The organism is Pseudomonas edaphica (genome assembly GCF_965277385.1).
In the GTDB taxonomy this organism is placed as follows: Bacteria; Pseudomonadota; Gammaproteobacteria; order Pseudomonadales; family Pseudomonadaceae; genus Aquipseudomonas; species Aquipseudomonas edaphica.
The window spans coordinates 3711617-3730103 of sequence record NZ_OZ255725.1; the positions used below are offsets into that span (position 1 = coordinate 3711617).

Annotated in this window: 17 protein-coding genes; 11 read left to right on the forward strand and 6 right to left on the reverse strand. The window is 60.1% G+C overall.

Going from position 1 to position 18487, the window contains the following annotated elements:
• Nucleotides 1-35: 35 nt before the first annotated feature.
• From tkt to fba, 6 genes are all read left to right on the forward strand, one after another.
• Nucleotides 36-2033, forward strand: a complete 1998-nt coding sequence (tkt, locus tag ACQY47_RS16785; protein WP_138453924.1) for a transketolase — start codon at nucleotides 36-38, stop codon at nucleotides 2031-2033.
• A 138-nt stretch (nucleotides 2034-2171) separates the two neighbouring features.
• Nucleotides 2172-3227, forward strand: coding sequence for an erythrose-4-phosphate dehydrogenase (gene epd / locus ACQY47_RS16790; protein ID WP_017139397.1), 1056 nt, complete (start codon nucleotides 2172-2174; stop codon nucleotides 3225-3227).
• Between the two features lie 17 nt (nucleotides 3228-3244).
• Complete coding sequence (locus ACQY47_RS16795) at nucleotides 3245-4408, forward strand: phosphoglycerate kinase (protein WP_177033857.1); 1164 nt, start codon at nucleotides 3245-3247, stop codon at nucleotides 4406-4408.
• A 29-nt stretch (nucleotides 4409-4437) separates the two neighbouring features.
• The gene (locus ACQY47_RS16800; RefSeq protein ID WP_099550364.1) at nucleotides 4438-4665 is read left to right on the forward strand and encodes a hypothetical protein; all 228 of its coding nucleotides are present in this window, start codon (nucleotides 4438-4440) and stop codon (nucleotides 4663-4665) included.
• A 62-nt stretch (nucleotides 4666-4727) separates the two neighbouring features.
• Nucleotides 4728-5063 carry an MliC family protein gene (locus ACQY47_RS16805; RefSeq protein ID WP_099550365.1) on the forward strand — a complete coding sequence of 112 codons (336 nt, stop codon included), beginning with the start codon at nucleotides 4728-4730 and terminating at the stop codon, nucleotides 5061-5063.
• A gap of 276 nt (nucleotides 5064-5339) precedes the next feature.
• Nucleotides 5340-6404, forward strand: coding sequence for a class II fructose-bisphosphate aldolase (gene fba / locus ACQY47_RS16810; protein WP_003177554.1), 1065 nt, complete (start codon nucleotides 5340-5342; stop codon nucleotides 6402-6404).
• 60 nt (nucleotides 6405-6464) lie between these two features.
• Here fba and ACQY47_RS16815 read toward each other — a convergent pair whose 3' ends face one another.
• The gene (locus tag ACQY47_RS16815; RefSeq protein WP_017139393.1) at nucleotides 6465-6752 is read right to left on the reverse strand and encodes a hypothetical protein; all 288 of its coding nucleotides are present in this window, start codon (nucleotides 6750-6752) and stop codon (nucleotides 6465-6467) included.
• 651 nt (nucleotides 6753-7403) lie between these two features.
• Between ACQY47_RS16815 and ACQY47_RS16820 the strand changes: the two genes are divergently transcribed.
• Complete coding sequence (locus tag ACQY47_RS16820) at nucleotides 7404-7799, forward strand: hypothetical protein (protein ID WP_428550406.1); 396 nt, start codon at nucleotides 7404-7406, stop codon at nucleotides 7797-7799.
• A 43-nt stretch (nucleotides 7800-7842) separates the two neighbouring features.
• On the opposite strand, the gene ACQY47_RS16825 is transcribed toward ACQY47_RS16820, so the two are convergent.
• On the reverse strand, nucleotides 7843-8508 hold the full coding sequence (locus ACQY47_RS16825) for a polysaccharide lyase family 7 protein (protein ID WP_428550409.1): 666 nt from the start codon (nucleotides 8506-8508) through the stop codon (nucleotides 7843-7845).
• Between the two features lie 310 nt (nucleotides 8509-8818).
• Between ACQY47_RS16825 and ACQY47_RS16830 the strand changes: the two genes are divergently transcribed.
• From ACQY47_RS16830 to ACQY47_RS16840, 3 genes are read left to right on the forward strand one after another with little or no spacing between them, the layout of a single operon-like run.
• Nucleotides 8819-10924, forward strand: coding sequence for a putative bifunctional diguanylate cyclase/phosphodiesterase (locus ACQY47_RS16830; protein WP_428550412.1), 2106 nt, complete (start codon nucleotides 8819-8821; stop codon nucleotides 10922-10924).
• 42 nt (nucleotides 10925-10966) lie between these two features.
• Entirely contained in the window at nucleotides 10967-11467 is a 501-nt protein-coding gene (locus tag ACQY47_RS16835) for a M48 metallopeptidase family protein (RefSeq protein WP_017139389.1), read from the forward strand.
• 18 nt (nucleotides 11468-11485) lie between these two features.
• Nucleotides 11486-11782, forward strand: coding sequence for a winged helix-turn-helix domain-containing protein (locus ACQY47_RS16840; RefSeq protein WP_017139388.1), 297 nt, complete (start codon nucleotides 11486-11488; stop codon nucleotides 11780-11782).
• A 103-nt stretch (nucleotides 11783-11885) separates the two neighbouring features.
• Here the strand turns inward: ACQY47_RS16840 and ACQY47_RS16845 are convergent, their stop codons facing one another.
• Nucleotides 11886-12338, reverse strand: a complete 453-nt coding sequence (locus tag ACQY47_RS16845; RefSeq protein WP_017139387.1) for a GNAT family N-acetyltransferase — start codon at nucleotides 12336-12338, stop codon at nucleotides 11886-11888.
• 198 nt (nucleotides 12339-12536) lie between these two features.
• Here ACQY47_RS16845 and ACQY47_RS16850 point away from each other — a divergent pair, with 198 nt between their 5' ends.
• Nucleotides 12537-13274, forward strand: coding sequence for a substrate-binding periplasmic protein (locus tag ACQY47_RS16850; protein WP_017139386.1), 738 nt, complete (start codon nucleotides 12537-12539; stop codon nucleotides 13272-13274).
• A gap of 94 nt (nucleotides 13275-13368) precedes the next feature.
• Here the strand turns inward: ACQY47_RS16850 and yccS are convergent, their stop codons facing one another.
• From yccS to dbpA, 3 genes are all read right to left on the reverse strand, one after another.
• Nucleotides 13369-15552, reverse strand: coding sequence for a YccS family putative transporter (yccS, locus tag ACQY47_RS16855; RefSeq protein ID WP_428550418.1), 2184 nt, complete (start codon nucleotides 15550-15552; stop codon nucleotides 13369-13371).
• Nucleotides 15553-15784: 232 nt separating this feature from the next.
• The gene (locus ACQY47_RS16860; protein WP_428550421.1) at nucleotides 15785-16963 is read right to left on the reverse strand and encodes an NAD(P)/FAD-dependent oxidoreductase; all 1179 of its coding nucleotides are present in this window, start codon (nucleotides 16961-16963) and stop codon (nucleotides 15785-15787) included.
• Between the two features lie 161 nt (nucleotides 16964-17124).
• On the reverse strand, nucleotides 17125-18462 hold the full coding sequence (gene dbpA / locus ACQY47_RS16865) for an ATP-dependent RNA helicase DbpA (RefSeq protein ID WP_232626477.1): 1338 nt from the start codon (nucleotides 18460-18462) through the stop codon (nucleotides 17125-17127).
• Nucleotides 18463-18487 lie beyond the last annotated feature (25 nt).

The window sequence follows — 18487 nt, forward strand, 5'->3', positions numbered from 1 at the left end:
TCCGTTTCTTCTACTCAAACTCCAGGAGATCAGCGATGCCCAGCCGTCGTGAGCGTGCCAACGCCATTCGTGCCCTCAGCATGGATGCCGTGCAAAAAGCCAACAGCGGCCATCCCGGTGCCCCGATGGGCATGGCGGATATCGCCGAGGTACTTTGGCGTGACTACCTGAAGCACAACCCGAGTAACCCGTCGTTCGCTGACCGTGACCGCTTCGTGCTGTCCAACGGCCACGGCTCGATGCTGATCTACTCGCTGCTGCACCTGACCGGCTACGACGTCACCATCGATGACCTCAAGAGCTTCCGCCAGCTGCACAGCCGCACCCCGGGCCACCCGGAATTCGGCTACACCCCAGGCGTCGAGACCACCACTGGCCCGCTGGGTCAGGGCCTGGCCAACGCCGTGGGTTTTGCGCTGGCGGAAAAAGTATTGGGCGCGCAGTTCAACCGCCCTGGCCACAACATTGTCGACCACCACACCTACGTGTTCCTGGGTGATGGCTGCATGATGGAAGGTATTTCCCACGAAGTCGCTTCCCTGGCCGGCACCCTGGGCCTGGGCAAGCTGATTGCCTTCTACGATGACAACGGCATCTCCATCGACGGCGAAGTCGAAGGCTGGTTCACCGACGACACGCCAAAGCGTTTCGAAGCCTACAACTGGCAGGTGATCCGCAACGTTGACGGTCACGATCCGGAAGAGATCAAGACCGCCATCGACACCGCGCGCAAGAGCGAGCAGCCGACCCTGATCTGCTGCAAGACCATCATCGGTTTCGGCTCGCCGAACAAGCAAGGTAAAGAAGACTGCCACGGCGCCCCACTGGGTGACGCGGAAATCGCCTTGGCTCGTGAAGCGCTGAAGTGGAACCATGGCCCGTTCGAAATCCCGGCTGACATCTACGCCGAGTGGAGCGCCAAGGAAAAAGGCCTGGCCGCCGAAGCCGAGTGGGACCAGCGTTTTGCTGCCTACTCCGCCGAATTCCCGGAATTGGCCAACGAGCTGGTGCGCCGCCTGGCCGGTGACCTGCCTGCCGACTTCTCGGAAAAAGCCTCGGCCTACATCGCCGAAGTCGCGGCCAAGGGCGAGACCATCGCCAGCCGTAAAGCCAGCCAGAACACCCTGAACGCCTTTGGCCCATTGCTGCCTGAGATCCTCGGCGGTTCGGCTGACCTGGCCGGTTCCAACCTGACCCTGTGGAAAGGTTGCAAAGGTGTCTCGGCCGAAGACGCCAGCGGCAACTACATGTACTACGGCGTGCGCGAGTTCGGCATGAGCGCCATCATGAACGGCGTGTCCCTGCACGGCGGCCTGGTGCCTTACGGCGCGACCTTCCTGATGTTCATGGAATACGCGCGTAATGCGGTACGTATGGCCGCGCTGATGAAGAAGCGGGTGATCCATGTGTACACCCACGACTCCATCGGCCTGGGCGAAGACGGCCCGACGCACCAGCCGGTCGAGCAACTGACCAGCCTGCGTACCACGCCGAACCTGGATTGCTGGCGCCCAGCCGACGCCGTGGAATCGGCCGTGGCCTGGAAGCACGCTATCGAGCGTAAGGACGGCCCTTCGGCGCTGATCTTCTCGCGTCAGAACCTGCAACACCAAGTGCGTACCGACGCGCAGATCGCCAACATCAGCCGTGGCGGTTATGTGCTCAAAGACTGCATCGGCGAGCCGGAGTTGATCCTGATCTCCACCGGTTCCGAAGTCGGCCTGACTGTTCAGGCCTACGACAAGCTGACCGCCCAGGGCCGCAACGTTCGCGTGGTGTCCATGCCGTGCACCAGCCTGTTCGAAGCCCAGGACGCGGACTACAAGCAATCGGTTCTGCCGTTGCAGGTCAGCGCACGTATCGCCATCGAAGCGGCGCACGCCGACTACTGGTACAAGTACGTGGGCCTGGAAGGCCGCGTGATCGGCATGACCACCTACGGTGAGTCGGCGCCGGCGCCAGCGTTGTTCGAAGAATTCGGTTTCACCCTGGAAAACATCCTGGGTCAGGCTGAAGAGCTGCTGGAAGACTAAGTCAGTCTGCGTTGTCTGTACTGGCGCCATCGCGGGCAAGCCCGCTCCCACATTTGGATTACGGTCTAATGTGGGAGCGGGCTTGCCCGCGATGGCGTCAGAACATTCGACACCGAACTAACCTTGATCGAGAACCCCATGCCTCAACCGCGTCCCTACAAAGTTGCACTCAACGGCTACGGCCGCATTGGTCGTTGCGTCTTGCGTGCTCTGTTCGAGCGAGGGGCGGCGGCCGGGTTTGAAATTGTGGCGATCAACGATTTGGCTGACATGGCCAGCATCGAATACCTGACACGCTTTGACTCCACCCACGGCCGCTTCCCCGGCGAAGTGCGGGTCGAGGGCGATTGTCTGCATATTAATGGCACCTGCGTGAAGGTCTTGCGCAGTGCCACCCCAGAAGGCATCGACTGGAAAGCACTGGGCGTTGACCTGGTGCTGGAATGTTCCGGTGTCTACCACACCCGTGCCGATGGCCAGCGTTTTCTCGACGCCGGCGCACCGCGTGTGCTGTTTTCCCAGCCGATGGCCAGCGAGGCGGATGTGGACGCCACCATCGTCTACGGTATCAACCAGGATTGCCTGACCGGCGATGAACTGCTGGTGTCCAACGCCTCCTGCACCACCAACTGCAGCGTGCCGCTGTTGCGCCTGCTGGATCAGGCGATCGGCATCGATTATGTGTCGATCACCACGATTCACTCCGCGATGAACGACCAGCCGGTGATCGACGCCTATCATCATGAAGACCTGCGCCGCACGCGCTCGGCGTTCCAGTCAGTGATTCCGGTGTCTACCGGCCTGGCCCGTGGCATCGAGCGACTGTTGCCGGAACTTGCCGGGCGAATCCAGGCCAAAGCCGTACGGGTGCCGACGGTGAACGTGTCCTGTCTGGACATCACCATGCAAACCGTCAGCGACACTGACGCGACGGAGGTCAACCGGATCTTGCGCGACGCCGCCACCAGCGGCCCGCTCAAAGGCCTGCTGGCCTACACCGAGTTGCCGCACGCCAGTTGTGATTTCAACCATGACCCGCATTCGGCGATTGTCGATGCCAGCCAGACCCGTGTTTCCGGCCCCAGGCTGGTGAACATCCTGGCCTGGTTCGACAACGAATGGGGTTTTGCCAACCGCATGCTGGATGTGGCAGAGCACTATCTGCACATCGCTTCTAAACAACCTCAACAGTAATTCAGGAACTGCGACCCATGACCGTGTTGAAGATGACCGACCTCGATCTGCAAGGTAAGCGCGTACTGATTCGCGAAGACCTCAACGTCCCAGTCAAGGACGGTGTTGTCACCAGCGATGCGCGAATCCTGGCCTCGCTGCCGACCATCAAGCTGGCCCTGGAAAAAGGTGCGGCCGTGATGGTCTGCTCCCACCTGGGTCGCCCGACCGAAGGTGAGTTCAGCGCCGAAAACAGCCTCAAGCCTGTAGCCGACTACCTGAGCAAGGCCCTGGGTCGCGACGTGCCGCTGGTAGCCGACTACCTGGGCGGCGTCGACGTTAAGCCTGGCGACATCGTGCTGTTCGAAAACGTGCGCTTTAATAAAGGCGAGAAAAAGAACAGCGACGAACTGGCCCAGCAATACGCGGCCCTGTGCGACGTGTTTGTGATGGACGCTTTCGGCACCGCGCACCGCGCCGAAGGCTCGACCCACGGCGTGGCCAAGTTCGCTAAAGTTGCAGCGGCTGGCCCATTGCTGGCTGCTGAGCTGGATGCATTGGGCAAGGCGCTGGGTGCTCCGGCACAACCGATGGCTGCCATCGTGGCCGGCTCCAAAGTGTCGACCAAGCTGGACGTGCTCAACAGCCTCAGCCAGATCTGCAACCAGCTGATCGTCGGCGGCGGCATCGCCAACACCTTCCTGGCCGCAGCCGGGCACCCGGTGGGCAAGTCGCTGTACGAGCCAGACCTGCTCGACACTGCCCGCGCCATCGCCGCCAAAGTCAGCGTGCCGCTGCCGGTGGACGTGGTGGTTGCCAAGGAATTCGCGGAAAGCGCCGAAGCCACCGTCAAGCTGATTGCTGACGTGGCGGCTGACGACATGATCCTGGATATCGGCCCACAAACGGCGGCTAACTTCGCGCAACTGCTGAAAGCCTCCCAGACCATTCTGTGGAACGGCCCGGTCGGTGTGTTTGAGTTCGACCAGTTCGGCAACGGCACCAAAGTGCTGGCCAAGGCGATTGCCGAAAGCTCGGCATTCTCCATCGCCGGTGGTGGTGACACCCTGGCAGCCATCGATAAATATGGCGTTGCTGACCAGATCTCCTACATTTCTACCGGTGGCGGCGCATTCCTCGAGTTCGTCGAAGGCAAAGTGTTGCCGGCCGTTGAAGTGCTGGAAACCCGAGCCAAAGGTTAAGGCTCGTGATCCGGAAAAGGAGCATTCCCATGATCAAGTCGTTGGCACTGGTGATCGCAGCGGGCCTGTTGGCCGGCTGCGGCAGCACGCCAAGCGCTGTGCCCGAGGCGCAAGCGCCTGGGGCTGCGCCGAAAAAAAGCTGCTACCAGGCCGACTGGCAGGCCGAAACCATGCCGGTGATCAACAAGCGCATCGGCAATGAACGGCTGGAACAATACGACGCCGCGCCCAACGGTCAGGAACAGGGTTGCCCATGACGGGTCTGATCAACTAACCGACAGCAGTGGCGGCCCCTGGGGCCGTCGTTCGAGGAGTGGCAATGAAAGGCGTTTTCGCCCTCGCAGCCCTGGCCTTGTTGGCCGGTTGCAGCAGCATGAACATGTTCAACAAGGCCGCAGAACCGGCAGACAAATGGACCACCTGGACCTGCGACAGCAAGGCCGAGGTCAACTGGCGCTTTACCAATGCGGCACGTTCCGAAGTGGATGTACGCCTCGGTGGTTCGGACCAGGTTTATCGCCTTAAACAAGAGGTTGCCGCCTCGGGCGTGCTGTACAGCGACGGCCAATTGGCGTTTCACACAAAAGGTGAGGAAGGCCTGGTTTACTGGGTCGCCACCGATGATTTGATTGGGCGTGGCTGTAAGGCCCAGTAAGAACACGGTCTCAAAATAGATGAGATCAAAATGTGGGAGCTGGCTTGCCTGCGATTGCGGTGGGTCAGCAAAACAAATGTTGTCTGATTTGCCCCCATCGCAGGCAAGCCAGCTCCCACATTGATCCGGTTCCAAAGTCACTTATGTGCGAACCGGACACTGCAATAACGATTCAGCAGCTCAAGCTTAACCCCTTGATCTGCAATAACTTGAATAGCAGCCGCCGCTACGGCAGGCTTGCACGATTAACGACCCTCGACCGGGAGAGACAACACAATGGCACTTATCAGCATGCGTCAAATGCTGGACCACGCAGCCGAGTTCGGCTACGGCGTCCCAGCCTTTAACGTCAACAACCTTGAGCAGATGCGCGCCATCATGGAAGCCGCTGACAAGACCGACTCCCCCGTGATCGTCCAGGCTTCGGCCGGTGCGCGCAAATACGCCGGCGCCCCGTTCCTGCGTCACCTGATCCTCGCCGCTATCGAAGAATTCCCGCACATCCCGGTGTGCATGCACCAGGACCACGGCACCAGCCCTGACGTGTGCCAGCGCTCCATCCAACTGGGTTTCAGCTCGGTAATGATGGACGGCTCCCTGGGCGAAGACGGCAAGACCCCAACCGACTACGAGTACAACGTGCGCGTAACCCAGCAAACCGTGGCCATGGCTCACGCCTGTGGGGTGTCGGTTGAGGGCGAGCTGGGCTGCCTGGGTTCCCTGGAAACCGGTATGGCCGGCGAAGAAGACGGCATCGGCGCCGAAGGCGTGCTGGATCACAGCCAGATGCTGACCGACCCGGAAGAAGCCGCTGACTTCGTGAAAAAGACCCAAGTGGACGCCCTGGCCATCGCCATCGGCACCAGCCACGGCGCCTACAAGTTCACCAAGCCGCCTACAGGTGACGTGCTGGCTATCGACCGCATCAAGGAAATCCACAAACGCATCCCTAACACCCACCTGGTGATGCACGGCTCTTCCTCGGTCCCGCAAGAATGGTTGGCGATCATCAACCAGTACGGCGGCGACATCAAAGAAACCTACGGCGTGCCGGTTGAAGAAATCGTCGAAGGCATCAAGTACGGAGTGCGCAAGGTCAACATCGACACCGACCTGCGCCTGGCGTCCACCGGCGCAATGCGTCGCCTGATGGCTACCAACCCGAGCGAATTTGACCCACGTAAATTCTTCGGCGCTACCGTAACGGCCATGCGTGATGTATGTATCGCTCGCTACGAAGCGTTTGGTACTGCCGGTAATGCTTCGAAGATCAAGCCGATCTCGTTGGAAGCGATGTACCAGCGTTACCTGAAAGGTGAGTTGAACGCCAAGGTGAACTAAGCCTTAAGCGTTTAAAAAGAAGCCCGCAGCGATGCGGGCTTTTTTGTGGCCGGGATTTGATCAGGCAGCGGTATCGAAACCTCGGTGCTCAATGACGCGGAACACGTCGCTCACGTCCTGCACCAGAATACGTGCGGTATTGGCCACGTTATTCAGGTCGCGCTCGGCGAAGTCCGGGAGGCTGGAGCAGGCCATCAGGTTGAGGTGTTCGAGGGCGGCGTTGAGGCGTTCGCGCAGGCAGGCGTGGAGGTCGGGCAGTGGGGCGGCGCTGTCGATCAAGAGCACGGGTGAATCGGTGGCGGATTCGGTGCAGGGGTAGAAGCGGCGGGGCGGTAATGGGTCGGTCATGGTGAATCCTTAACTCAAAAGAAGAATGACCACCGTTTGCTGCGAAACAAATTAGGTGGCAGCTGTACGCGGGTTCGCAGACCGAGGAGTTAAGACCCGGCAGACCCGAAGGTCTCCCACGCACAGCCGCCATAACAAGGACGGCCGTCGGCGGAGCGCCGGGGCCGTTTGTGACGGGTGCAGTATTAACTCGGTAGGGCTGCGAAACCCTATCGCTGTTCTCAGCGACGGGGCGAACTATAAGCGGCGATCTGTCCGCCCGCAACGGTCGTGTAGGACCAACCTCGATCCCCAAACCGATGGAGATCCAATGTGGGAGCCGGGCTTGCCCGCGATGGCGGTGTGTCAGGCACTGCTGATGGTGGCTGATACACCGCCATCGCGGGCAAGCCCGGCTCCCACAGGATTCGGTGGTGTGTTTAAGAGGTCGGAGTAATCAGGGAATAGTCTTGGTGATTGTCGGAGTTTGCCTACGAATAGTTGCGGCTCAAAAGTGCTTTGCAATCGGAAGTCTCCTGAAACCAGTCAGTAGAATTCCCGGTGTCTTTATAGTTTTTCTGTTTTATTTGTACGCCATTAAAAGTGCGCTTTTATCAGTCTCTGATCATTTAAGGTTGATCTTTAAATGTATTCAATGATGGAGAATTGATAATGAACTTGATTAAAGTCGCTGGCGCTATCATCGCGTTGCTCGCAGCAGGATCTTTTGCCTACGCCGAGGGCCGAATACTCACCGCGTCTGTTAATGAAAAGGGGCAGGTCACTGCACAGTCGCCTAAGTGGCTGAAAGAGGTTAAGTTGATCGCGCAGCCTGATTATTTTTCAATTTATAAGGTCAGGTTTATACCGGGCGTATTTAAAGAACCTCCCCGTTTCTGCACGGTCTCGGTCACCGATGTGAGCTCCAATGAACATATCTTTTATGGCCATGCCAAGTTGGGCAGTGTCCCGGCCATCAACTACGTTAACGTATTAACACTCAAAGTAGGCGATAACAAACCCGCCGGCGATTCTTCAATGGGCTTTATGCTGATGTGCGTTGATTAAACCCACTAAGAGGCCCCGCTACTAACGGGGCTTCTTTCACGCTCTACTCGTGATCAATATCCAACTTGGCAAACGTCACCCGCGCGCCTTCCTTACTGTCGCCGCTGTTGTCCTGCACATACACGCCCGCTTTGAAGTACAGCGGCTTGGCACCCCACGCGGCGCCTATGCGCTCGTTCCATTGGCCGTCTGCGGCAGATACGCTGAGCAAGCCGGCCTTATTGAGGTTGATCACATAGGTGAAGCTCTTCTCCAATGGCACGTTACTGGCGACGGTAATCACGCGCCCCTCACCATCATCCGGGCGCATGCGCACCTTGGCGACGATGTTGCCGGTCTGGGTTTTTTCCTTGAATTGATACTCCAGTTTGATCAGCGGTTTCTGGCTGTCATACGCGTGGATCTGGCCGATGACCACTTTGCCGCTGGAGGGCACCTGGTTGACGGCCACGGTGGCGCGCAGGAAGTTGTTGGCTTCGTTGTAAGTCCAGTTGCGCAGGCGCCCATCGGCGTAGGTTTCACGCAGTTCACTGCGTGGGTAGATGGCGTTTTCGGTGCGGGTGCCGGTCACGGGTGTCCAGAATTGCACGTTGCTGCCTTCGGCCTGGAAGTACTGGTCCTTGAAGCCGCTCAGCAGCTTGGGGGTGTCGATGGTCGTGGGCGGGGAGCCGACCGGGATGCTGAGGTTCCAGGTGGAAAGGTCGATCATGGTGTTGGCCTTTTACAGAGGGTGAAGGCTTTAGCCCGAGGGCTGTACAGGTTCTTTATAGGCGGTGGTTGTCCGGTTGTTAAACAGTTTGTGGCAAATTATTGGCGTCAGCTAAATGCCAAAAAGCCATGTTTCCCACAGGCCGTGGGCTGTAGGGCTTGACCGTTAGTCGGCTTCCTGAGCTTTGGCGCAATGATGGCATCCACGTCACTTCTGCTTTTTTTAAAGCGGGGCTAGAGTGAGCCCTCAGTGTTTGTCCGGTTTTTGTAGCAGAAGTGACCGGTGCAGCCCCTCAAGGAAGAGACGTAGCATGGATTGCGCTCCACACCCCGGCGATGGCAGTTCGGTTCTTTTGGTCGTCGATGACTACCCGGAAAACCTCATCAGCATGCGTGCGCTTTTGCAGCGTGAAGACTGGCACGTGATCACGGCCGCTTCCGGGCTGGAAGCCTTGGAGTTGCTGCTTGCCCACGAAGTCGACCTGGTCTTGCTGGATGTGCGCATGCCCGGCATGGACGGCTTTGAAGTCGCACGCCTGATGCGTGGCAGCCAGCGCACACGCATGACGCCGATTATCTTTCTGACGGCCCACGCACAATCGCCCGCCGCCGTGCAGGAGGGCTATGCCAGCGGCGCGATCGACTATCTGTTCAAACCCTTTGACCCGCATGTCCTCAAGCCCAAGGTCCAGGCCCTGCTGGAGCAGCAGCGCAACCGCCGCGCCTTGCAGCGCCTGAGCCACGACCTGGAGTTGGCGCGTGCCTTCAACGCCTCGGTGCTCGACAACGCCGCCGAAGGCCTGTTGGTGGTGGGCGAGGGCAGTGTGATCGAGTACGCCAACCCGGCGATTTCACGCTTGCTGAACGCCACCATGGCCGAGTTGCAGGGCGAGAGTTTCTTGAGCTTCCTGCAAAAACCCCATGTGCCTGCGTGGTTGAGTTTCCCGATGTACGAGGCATACCGCCGGGGTGAAACGTGGCGTCAGCACGACGCGATTTTGCGCACCGGCCGTGGTCAGCAGGTGCCCGTGGCGTTGTCCTGTGCACCGCTGCCCGCCGAGCAGAAGGCCATGGTGGTGACCGTGCTGGACATGTCCGAGGTACGCCATCTGCACCAGCAGTTGGAGTTCCAGGCCGTGACCGATCCGTTGACGGGGCTGTTGAACCGGCGCGGCTTTCACCAGGCGGTGGAGAACATCTTGCTGCGCAGCGAGCGTAACGAGCAGTCGCTGGTGTTGCTGTATCTGGACCTGGACGGTTTCAAACGGGTCAATGACTCGTTGGGCCACGACGCGGGTGACCGCGTGCTGCGCTGGGTCTCGGAGCAGATGCAGGCCTGCTTGCGTTCCTGCGACATTCTCGGGCGTATGGGCGGGGATGAGTTCACCGCATTGCTGGAGTTGGAGTGCCCGGAGCAGGCCGCCAAGATTTCGGAAAAACTGATCGAAAGAGTGTCTGTGTGTCAGCAAGTGGACGGTTTGGAGGTGATGCTTGGCGTCAGCATCGGCATCGCGACGTTCCCGGACTGCGGCTCCGACCTGAGCGGCCTGTTGCGTGCGGCGGATATCGCCATGTACGAAGCCAAGCGCGCGGGCCGTCAGCAATATCGCTATTACGATCAGGAAATGAACGGCCGCGCCCGTTCGCGGTTGATGCTGGAAGACAGCGTGCGCACCGCGATTCAAAACAAGGACTTCACCCTGGTCTACCAGCCCCAGGTCTCGTTGGAAGACGGGCGCTTGCGCGGTGTCGAGGCGCTGCTGCGCTGGCAGCACCCCAGCGTCGGCGATGTGCCGCCGGGCTTATTCTTGCCGCTGCTTGAAGAGGCGCGGCTGATCAGCCAGTTGAGCGCCTGGATCTACCAGCAAGTCGCTGCCCAGCGCCAAGCCTGGCAAGCCACCTTCGATCAAGAGTTGGTGCTGAGCGTGAGCTTGAGTGCCAGCCAGTTCAATATGCCCAACCTCGCCAGCCAACTGCAGCAGGTCCTTGAACGACATGGGTTGCAGGGGCGCCAGTTGGAGGTGGAAATCAGCGAAGACAGCCTGATGAGTAACCTGGAAGAGACCCATAAGCAGCTTAAGTTATTGCGCCAGATCGGCGTGCGCATTGCCTTGGATGACTTCGGCCTGGGCCAATGCTCCCTGGCCCACCTGCGGGACCTGGAGTTCGATACGCTCAAGCTCGACCCGCAACTGGTGGCGCGCCTGCCAGGCTCGGTACGGGACGCGGCAATGGCGCGCAGTATCATCCAGTTATGCGCACATTTTGAGGTGTTGGTGATCGCCGAGGGTGTGGAAACCCTCGAGCAGTCAACGTGGCTCAAGGCCAATGGCTGCGCATTTATTCAGGGGCCGTTGGCTGCCCAACCGTTGGTGGCGGAGGAAGTGGCTGCCTGGTCCCACCCTCGTCTGCTGTGAATTCGCTACACTGGCGGCCTTCAAACCCTGTTGCAGAACCCCATGACCGCGCTGAAATACCTCCAGGCCTACCCCGCAGCGCTCCAGGAGCAAGTGCGCCAATTGATCGCCAAGGACCAATTGGGCGCCTACCTGGAGCAACGCTACCCCGAGCGCCACGGCGTGCAGAGCGACAAGGCGTTATACAGCTATGCCCTGGCGTTGAAGCAGGAACACCTGCGCAACGCGCCGGCCATCGACAAAGTGCTGTTCGACAACCGCCTGGACCTCACCCACCGCGCCCTGGGCCTGCACACCACGATTTCACGGGTGCAGGGCGGCAACCTCAAAGCCAAGAAAGAGATCCGCATTGCCGCGCTGTTCAAGGAAGCCGCGCCGGAGTTTCTGCGCATGATCGTGGTGCACGAGCTGGCGCACTTCAAGGAATCGGACCACAACAAGGCGTTTTATAAACTCTGTGAGTACATGATGCCGGGCTACCATCAGGTGGAGTTCGACCTGCGGGTGTACCTCACGTATCGCGACTTGCAGGGCAAGCCCTAACTTCAAAAGGCGTCGAGCATGGATGTGAGCAAGACCAAAAGCAGTTTCTACCGCCGCCTGTATGTGGCCTACCTGATCGACAGCGGCCAGGCCAGCAGCGTGCCGGCACTCACCGACGCCACCGGGATGCCACGGCGCACGGCGCAGGACACGATTGCGGCGTTGGCTGATCTGGATATTGTGTGTGAGTTTGAGCAGGAGGACGGCGCGCGCAATCATGCCGGGCGTTATCGGATTCGTAGCTGGGGCGCGATTGATCGGCGCTGGATCGAGGCGAACCTTGCGGCGGTCAAGCAGGTGTTGGGTTATCCCTGAACCGGGTGCTTGCAGCTCTGGCCTCATCGCAGGCAAGCCAGCTCCCACACTTGAAGTATTCGCAATTCAACGTGTGGGAGCTGGCTTGCCTGCGATGGCGTCCTTACTGGCGCCGCATACCAATATGGGGAATGTCATCCTCCAGGTATTCCTCACCCGCCACTTCAAACCCATACTTGCCGTAATACCCTTGCAAATGCGCCTGGGCTGACAGATAGATCGGCGTCTGCGGCCAGATGTCTTCAATGCGCTTGAGGGCTTCTTCCATCATCTGGTGCCCCAGGCCGGTACCGCGTGCCACCGGCGCGACGATCACCCGGCCAATCACCACATCACCGCCCTGGGATTCCGGGTCCAGCAGGCGCAGGTAGGCCACCAGCACGTCATCTTGCCAGGCCATCAAGTGGTGGGTATCGCCCGAAAGATCCTGCCCGTCGAGGTCTTGATAAACGCATTTTTGCTCGACGACAAACACCTCATTGCGCAGACGCATAATGGTGTACAGCTGCTCTTTGCCGAGGTCTTCGTGATGTTTGCAGACCCATTCAACCGTCATGGCGTTTTCCCTTATTAATGTCTGTGGCCGATAGTAAGCGCCGCCGCCCGTCCTGTCTAAATTGAGCATTTTTGTGAATGGCGTCAATTTGCCATCATTCAGTCCGATCGCCACAGGCTTCTTTGTGTAATCTGCAATACAGGCTCATTGATGAGCTACTGTTATCAGGCCAATGCCTGCCCGCCAAGGACTTTGAGCATGCCGCGATTTTCTCGTGCCGTTGCTTTAATAGGAGTGTTGCTGCTGGCTCAGCCGGCGGTGGCGCAGCGCCTGCGACTGGTAGCGGATGTATGGCCACCGTTTACCGATTCGACCTTGATCAACGGCGGCCTGGCCACTGATATTGTCAGTACGGCGCTGGCCCGAGCAGGCTATGCCAGTGATTTCGAACAAGTGCCATGGGCGCGGGCGCTGATGGGCGTGGGCGATGGCCGTTATGACGTGTTGATCAACGCCTGGTACGACGATGCCCGCACCAAGCTGGGCCAGTTTTCCGGCGAATACCTGATGAATCGCGTGCGGTTTATCAAGCGCCGCGACGACCCCATCGATTATCAGAACCTGGAGCAACTGCACGACGATCCCATCGCCGTGGTGCGCGGCTACGCCTATTCGGCGGCGTTCGACCAGGATGCGCAGTTGCAGAAAGTGCCGGTGCATAACTTCGCCATGGCGGTGCGTATGCTCGCGGCCAAACGCGTCAAGCTGACGCTGGAAGATGAGTTTGTGGCCCGCTATTACCTGGCGCGGGAGTCGCCACGGGTGCGCAACGCGGTGGAGTTTTTACCCAAGCCGTTGAGCGAGAACAGCCTGCATATTCTGGTGAGCCTGAAGAACCCGGAGCATGAACAGATCGTGGCCAGCTTTGATCGGGAGATTGCTCGGATGAAGGCAGATGGCAGCTATGCGCGGTTGATGAAGGAGCATGGGATGTAGTGTTTCTGCTGGCCCTATCGCAGGCAAGCCAGCTCCCACATTTTGAATGGCGAACACCTTCAAAGGTGGGAGTTGGCTTGCCTGCGATGGCGGTCTACGCTTCGCTGGTATCTTTGATCAAATGCGCCGCCAACGTGCGCAACGGCCCCAACTGCCGGCAAATCAACGCCAGTTGCGTTTGCACCAGCCGCTGCCCTTCATCAATCTCATCGGGCATCTGCTCCAGGTCCGCCGCCAACGCTTCCTCGGCATCACTCTGAATCGCGATGGGCTGCTTGTTGGCCAGCCCCGTGGCGATTTCGTCGATACTCGCCGCCAGGCTGTTACCGGCGCCGTCGATCAGATGTTCACGCACGTCGGCCGGTAATTGAGTCTCCCGATGCGCACCCAGCCCGGAAAGGTAACTGAGCAAGGTGTGCGACAGCACCAGAAAGCGGAAGCCCACATCGGCTTCCTTACGGAAATGCCCAGGTTCCATGAGCATATTCGCCAGCGTGGTCGACAGCGCCGCGTCGGCGTTGTGCGCATTGCGCCGCGCCAGCCGGTAGGCCAGGTCGTCGCGCTTGCCGGCGGCGTATTGCTGCATGATCTGGCGCAGGTAAATGCTGTTGCAGGTCAGGGTGTTGGCCAGCACTTTGTTCAGGCGCCGGCCTTGCCAGTCCGGCAGGAACAGGAACACCGCCAGGCCTGCAATCAAGCTGCCCAGCAAGGTATCGAACAGGCGTGGCAGGAACAGCCCGTAACCGTCGCCCACCTGGTTGAAGCAGAACAGCACCATCAGGGTGATCGCCGCGGTGGCCAATGTGTAGCGGGTGGTGCGGTTGATAAAGAACACCAGGCCTGCGGCGATGGCGAACATCGACTGCACCAACGGGTTTGGGAACAGATCAAACAGCGCCCAGGCCACGGTCAGGCCGATGGCGGTGCCGATGATCCGCTGGCCCAGCTTGCGCCGCGTGGCGCCGTAGTTGGGTTGGCACACGAACAGGGTGGTGAGGATGATCCAGTAGCCTTGGGACGGGTGGATCAAGTGCACCATCCAATAGCCGATACTCAGTGCCAGCGGCAGGCGCAGGGCGTGACGGAACAGCAGTGACGTCGGCGTCAGTTGCGTGCGCAGGCGCGTCCACATTTCCTTGAGGTTGCGCGGGGCACGGTCCAGCAGGCTGCTGTCGGTGGCGTCGGCCAGGGAGTCGGGGTTGCTGGCATCGCCGAGCAGGCGGTCGAGGGTGGACAGGTTGGCGGCCAACGCACGCAACGAGCGCAACAGGCCACGCCAGGCCGGGTTGCTCTGGATGCGCAGGTGTTCCAGGGAGGCGTTCAGGTCGCCCAGGGCTTCAGCGAAGCTGTCGTCATAAATGAACGGCTGGCGCAGCTGGATCGATTCGGCCAGGGCCTGGCAGGCCTTGCCTTGCTGGCGCAACAGGCGCTGGCAGCGGAACAGCACGTCGCTGTGGAAGAAGGCTTCAGCCAGGGCGTTGTAAGGGTAGTGGGACGAGCTGGCGCGTTCGTGGATATCCTGGGCCAGAAAGTACAGCTTCAGGTAACGGCTGACTTTTGAGCCGGGGCGGCCATTGCCTACGCGGTGCAGGATGATTTCTTTCGCGGCATTCAGCGCCGCCACCACCCGGCCGTTTTGCTGGGCCAGTTCCAGGCGGCGCGCTTCCACATCCAGTTGGCGGATCGGCTCGAACAGCGACGATTTAAGCTTGAGGTAGCGCCCCAGCTCGCGAAACAACCGCGCCAGGCTTTGCTGCACCGGCTGGTTGGAAAACAGCGCCTGCCACAGCACCGACAGCGCGCCATACCACGCGGCGCCGGCCACCAGCAGCAACGGCTCGTGCCAGAAGTCGGTGACGGCGCCACCGCGCTGGTCCACACCGATCATGGTGTACACCGACAGAATCAACGTCGCTGAAGCAATCGCGCCATACCGTTCGCCCAACGCGCCGAGCATGGTCAGGCAGAAGCTGGCCAGGGCCAGGGCGATGGCGAAGATCCACGGATAAGGGAACAGCAGTTCAACCGACAGCGCGGCAACACTGAAACACACCAGCGTTACCGCCAACGCATTCAGGCGGCCCTGCCAACTGTCATCGGTCTCGGCCAGGGCGCTGGCGATAATCCCCAGGAATAGCGGGATCAGCAGGGTCATTTCGTTTTGATACCAGCACAGCGCCATGCTGCCGGTGAGGGCGATGAATACCCGAACGCTGTAACTGAATTTATCCAGCGCCCACAGGCGCCGCATGGACTGCTTGAACGAGGTCGATGACATGAAGTCTGGAGTCTTCCGGGACGATGCCGCTAAATTGAGCCAGTAATGACGCCACGGCAAGCGTGGCGATCACATGTAACAGCAAAATTTATTCCAGCCAACATCCTAAGAACACCACGAAACTACTGTGGGAGCTGGCTTGCCTGCGATAGCGGCGGTGAATCCAACACCGCTATCGCAGCGGTGCGACGATTCGACAAGCCAGCTCCCACCTGTTGACCGCGTACAACCTTCAGGCGTATTGCGCGGCGGCATAGCCGGAAGCCCATGCCCACTGGAAGTTGAACCCACCCAGGTGACCGGTCACATCCAGCACTTCACCGATAAAGTACAAGCCCGGGCTTTTCAGCGACTCCATGGTCTTGGACGACACTTCCCGCGTGTCCACGCCACCCAGCGTCACCTCGGCCGTGCGATAGCCTTCGGTGCCCGCCGGTACCAACTGCCAGCTCGACAGCTTTTGCGCGATGTCGGCCACTTCGGCGTGGGTGTATTGCTTCATCGGCTTGGACACAAACCAGCTCTGCGCCAACAGGTTGGCCATCTTCTTGGTGAAGATCTCACCCAGCAGGGTTTTCAGCTCGCTGTTGGGGTGCTCGACCTGTTGCTGTTGCAGCCAGGTGTGCGCGTCGTGGTCGGGCAGCAGGTTGATTTCCACCGTGTCGCCGGATTCCCAATACGACGAAATCTGCAAAATCGCCGGGCCACTGAGGCCGCGGTGAGTAAACAGGATGTTCTCGCGAAAGCTCTGGTCGTTGCAGCTCACCAGGCAATCCACGGACGTACCGGACAACTCGCCGCACAACTCCTTGAGCTGGTCGGTGATGGTGAACGGCACCAAGCCTGCGCGGGTCGGCAGCAGTTCGTGGCCAAACTGCTTGGCCACCTGGTAACCAAAACCGGTGGCGCCCAGGGTCGGAATCGACAGGCCGCCGGTGGCGATCACCAGGGATTCGCAGCGCAGTTCACCCAAGGTGGTTTGCAGTTGATAGCCGCCGTCGACTTTGGCAATTTCCTCGATGGAGGTGTCCAGGTGCAGGCTCACGCCGGTCTGGATGCACTCATCGAGCAGCATGCCGAGGATGTCGCTGGACTTGTTATCGCAGAACAGCTGGCCGAGTTTTTTCTCGTGGTACGGCACGCCGTGCTTGGCCACCAGCCCGATGAAATCCCACTGGGTGTAGCGGGCCAGGGCCGACTTGCAGAAATGCGCGTTGTGCGAGAGGAAGTTGGCCGGCTCGGTGTACATGTTGGTGAAATTGCAGCGGCCACCGCCGGACATCAGGATCTTTTTGCCGGCCTTGTTGGCGTGGTCGATCAGCATCACCTTGCGCCCACGCCCGGCGGCGGTCAGCGCGCACATCAAGCCTGCGGCGCCGGCGCCAATGATCACAACTTCGGTCGAGCGCAAAACGGTGTCCTCACAAAAGATTGCCTTGGAATGCAATCAAATGTGGGAGCTGGCTTGCCTGCGATGGCTGTAGTGAATTCACCACCGCTATCGCAGCGGTGCGACGATTCGACAAGCCAGCTCCCACATTGATTCGGTTTCCACAGTAAATATGCGTGTTGTTACAAGATCCGCACGCGCAACGAGCGGCCTTTGATCTTGCCGTCATTCAAACGCTGCAACGCCTGCTTGGCGATCCCGCGCTCAACAGCCACGAACGCCTGGAAATCAAAGATCGCGATCTTGCCGACCTGGGCACCCGGAATCCCGGCGTCACCAGTCAGTGCGCCGAGGATGTCGCCTGGGCGCACCTTGTCTTTACGGCCGGCGGCGATGCACAGCGTGCTCATCTGTGGCAGCAACGGGCCACCGCTTTGCGGCTTGAGGTTGTCCAGTTGGTCCCAGTTCAGCGGCGACTTTTGCAGTTGCTCAATGGCTTGGGCACGGTGGGCTTCGGACGGCGCCACCAGGCTGATCGCAATACCGGTCTCACCGGCGCGGCCGGTACGGCCTACGCGGTGGATGTGGATTTCCGAGTCGCGGGCCAGTTCGACGTTGATCACCATGTCCAGGGAGTCAATGTCCAGGCCACGGGCGGCGACGTCGGTCGCCACCAGCACCGAAGTGCTGCGGTTGGCGAACATCGCCAGTACCTGGTCACGGTCGCGCTGCTCCAGGTCGCCATGCAGGCCGACGGCGGAGATGCCCTTGGCGGTCAGGTGATCCACAGTTTCCTGCACTTGCTGCTTGGTAAAGCAGAACGCCACGCACGACGCCGGGCGGAAGTGCGCCAGCACCTTGGTCACCGCGTCCATGCGCTCTTCCGGCGAGATCTCGTAGAAACGCTGCTCGATCTGGTCGTCGGAGTGGAAGGCTTCGGCTTTCACTTGCTGCGGCGCACGCATGAACTTGGAGGCCAGCTGCTTGATGCTCACCGGGTAGGTGGCCGAGAACAGCAGGGTTTGGCGGCGTGGCGGGGTCTTGCTGATGATGTCTTCGATGGCGTCGTAGAAGCCCATGTCGAGCATGCGGTCGGCTTCATCGAGGATCAGCGTGTTCAGGCCGTCCAGCACCAGCGAACCTTTGCGCAAGTGTTGCTGGATACGCCCTGGCGTGCCGACGATGACGTGGGCGCCGTGTTCCAGCGAGGCGATCTGCGGGCCGAGGGACACGCCGCCGCACAGGGTCAGTACCTTGATGTTGTCTTCGGCACGCGCCAGGCGACGGATTTCCTTGGCGACCTGGTCGGCCAGCTCACGCGTCGGGCACATCACCAGCGCCTGGCAGCCGAAGTAACGCGGGTTGATCGGGTTCAACAGGCCGATGCCGAAGGCGGCGGTCTTGCCGCTGCCGGTCTTGGCTTGGGCGATCAGGTCCAGCCCCTTGAGGATCACCGGCAAGCTTTGCGCCTGGATCTGCGTCATCTCGACGTAACCCAGCGAGTCGAGGTTAGCCAGCATGGCGGCGGACAGGGGCAAAGTATTA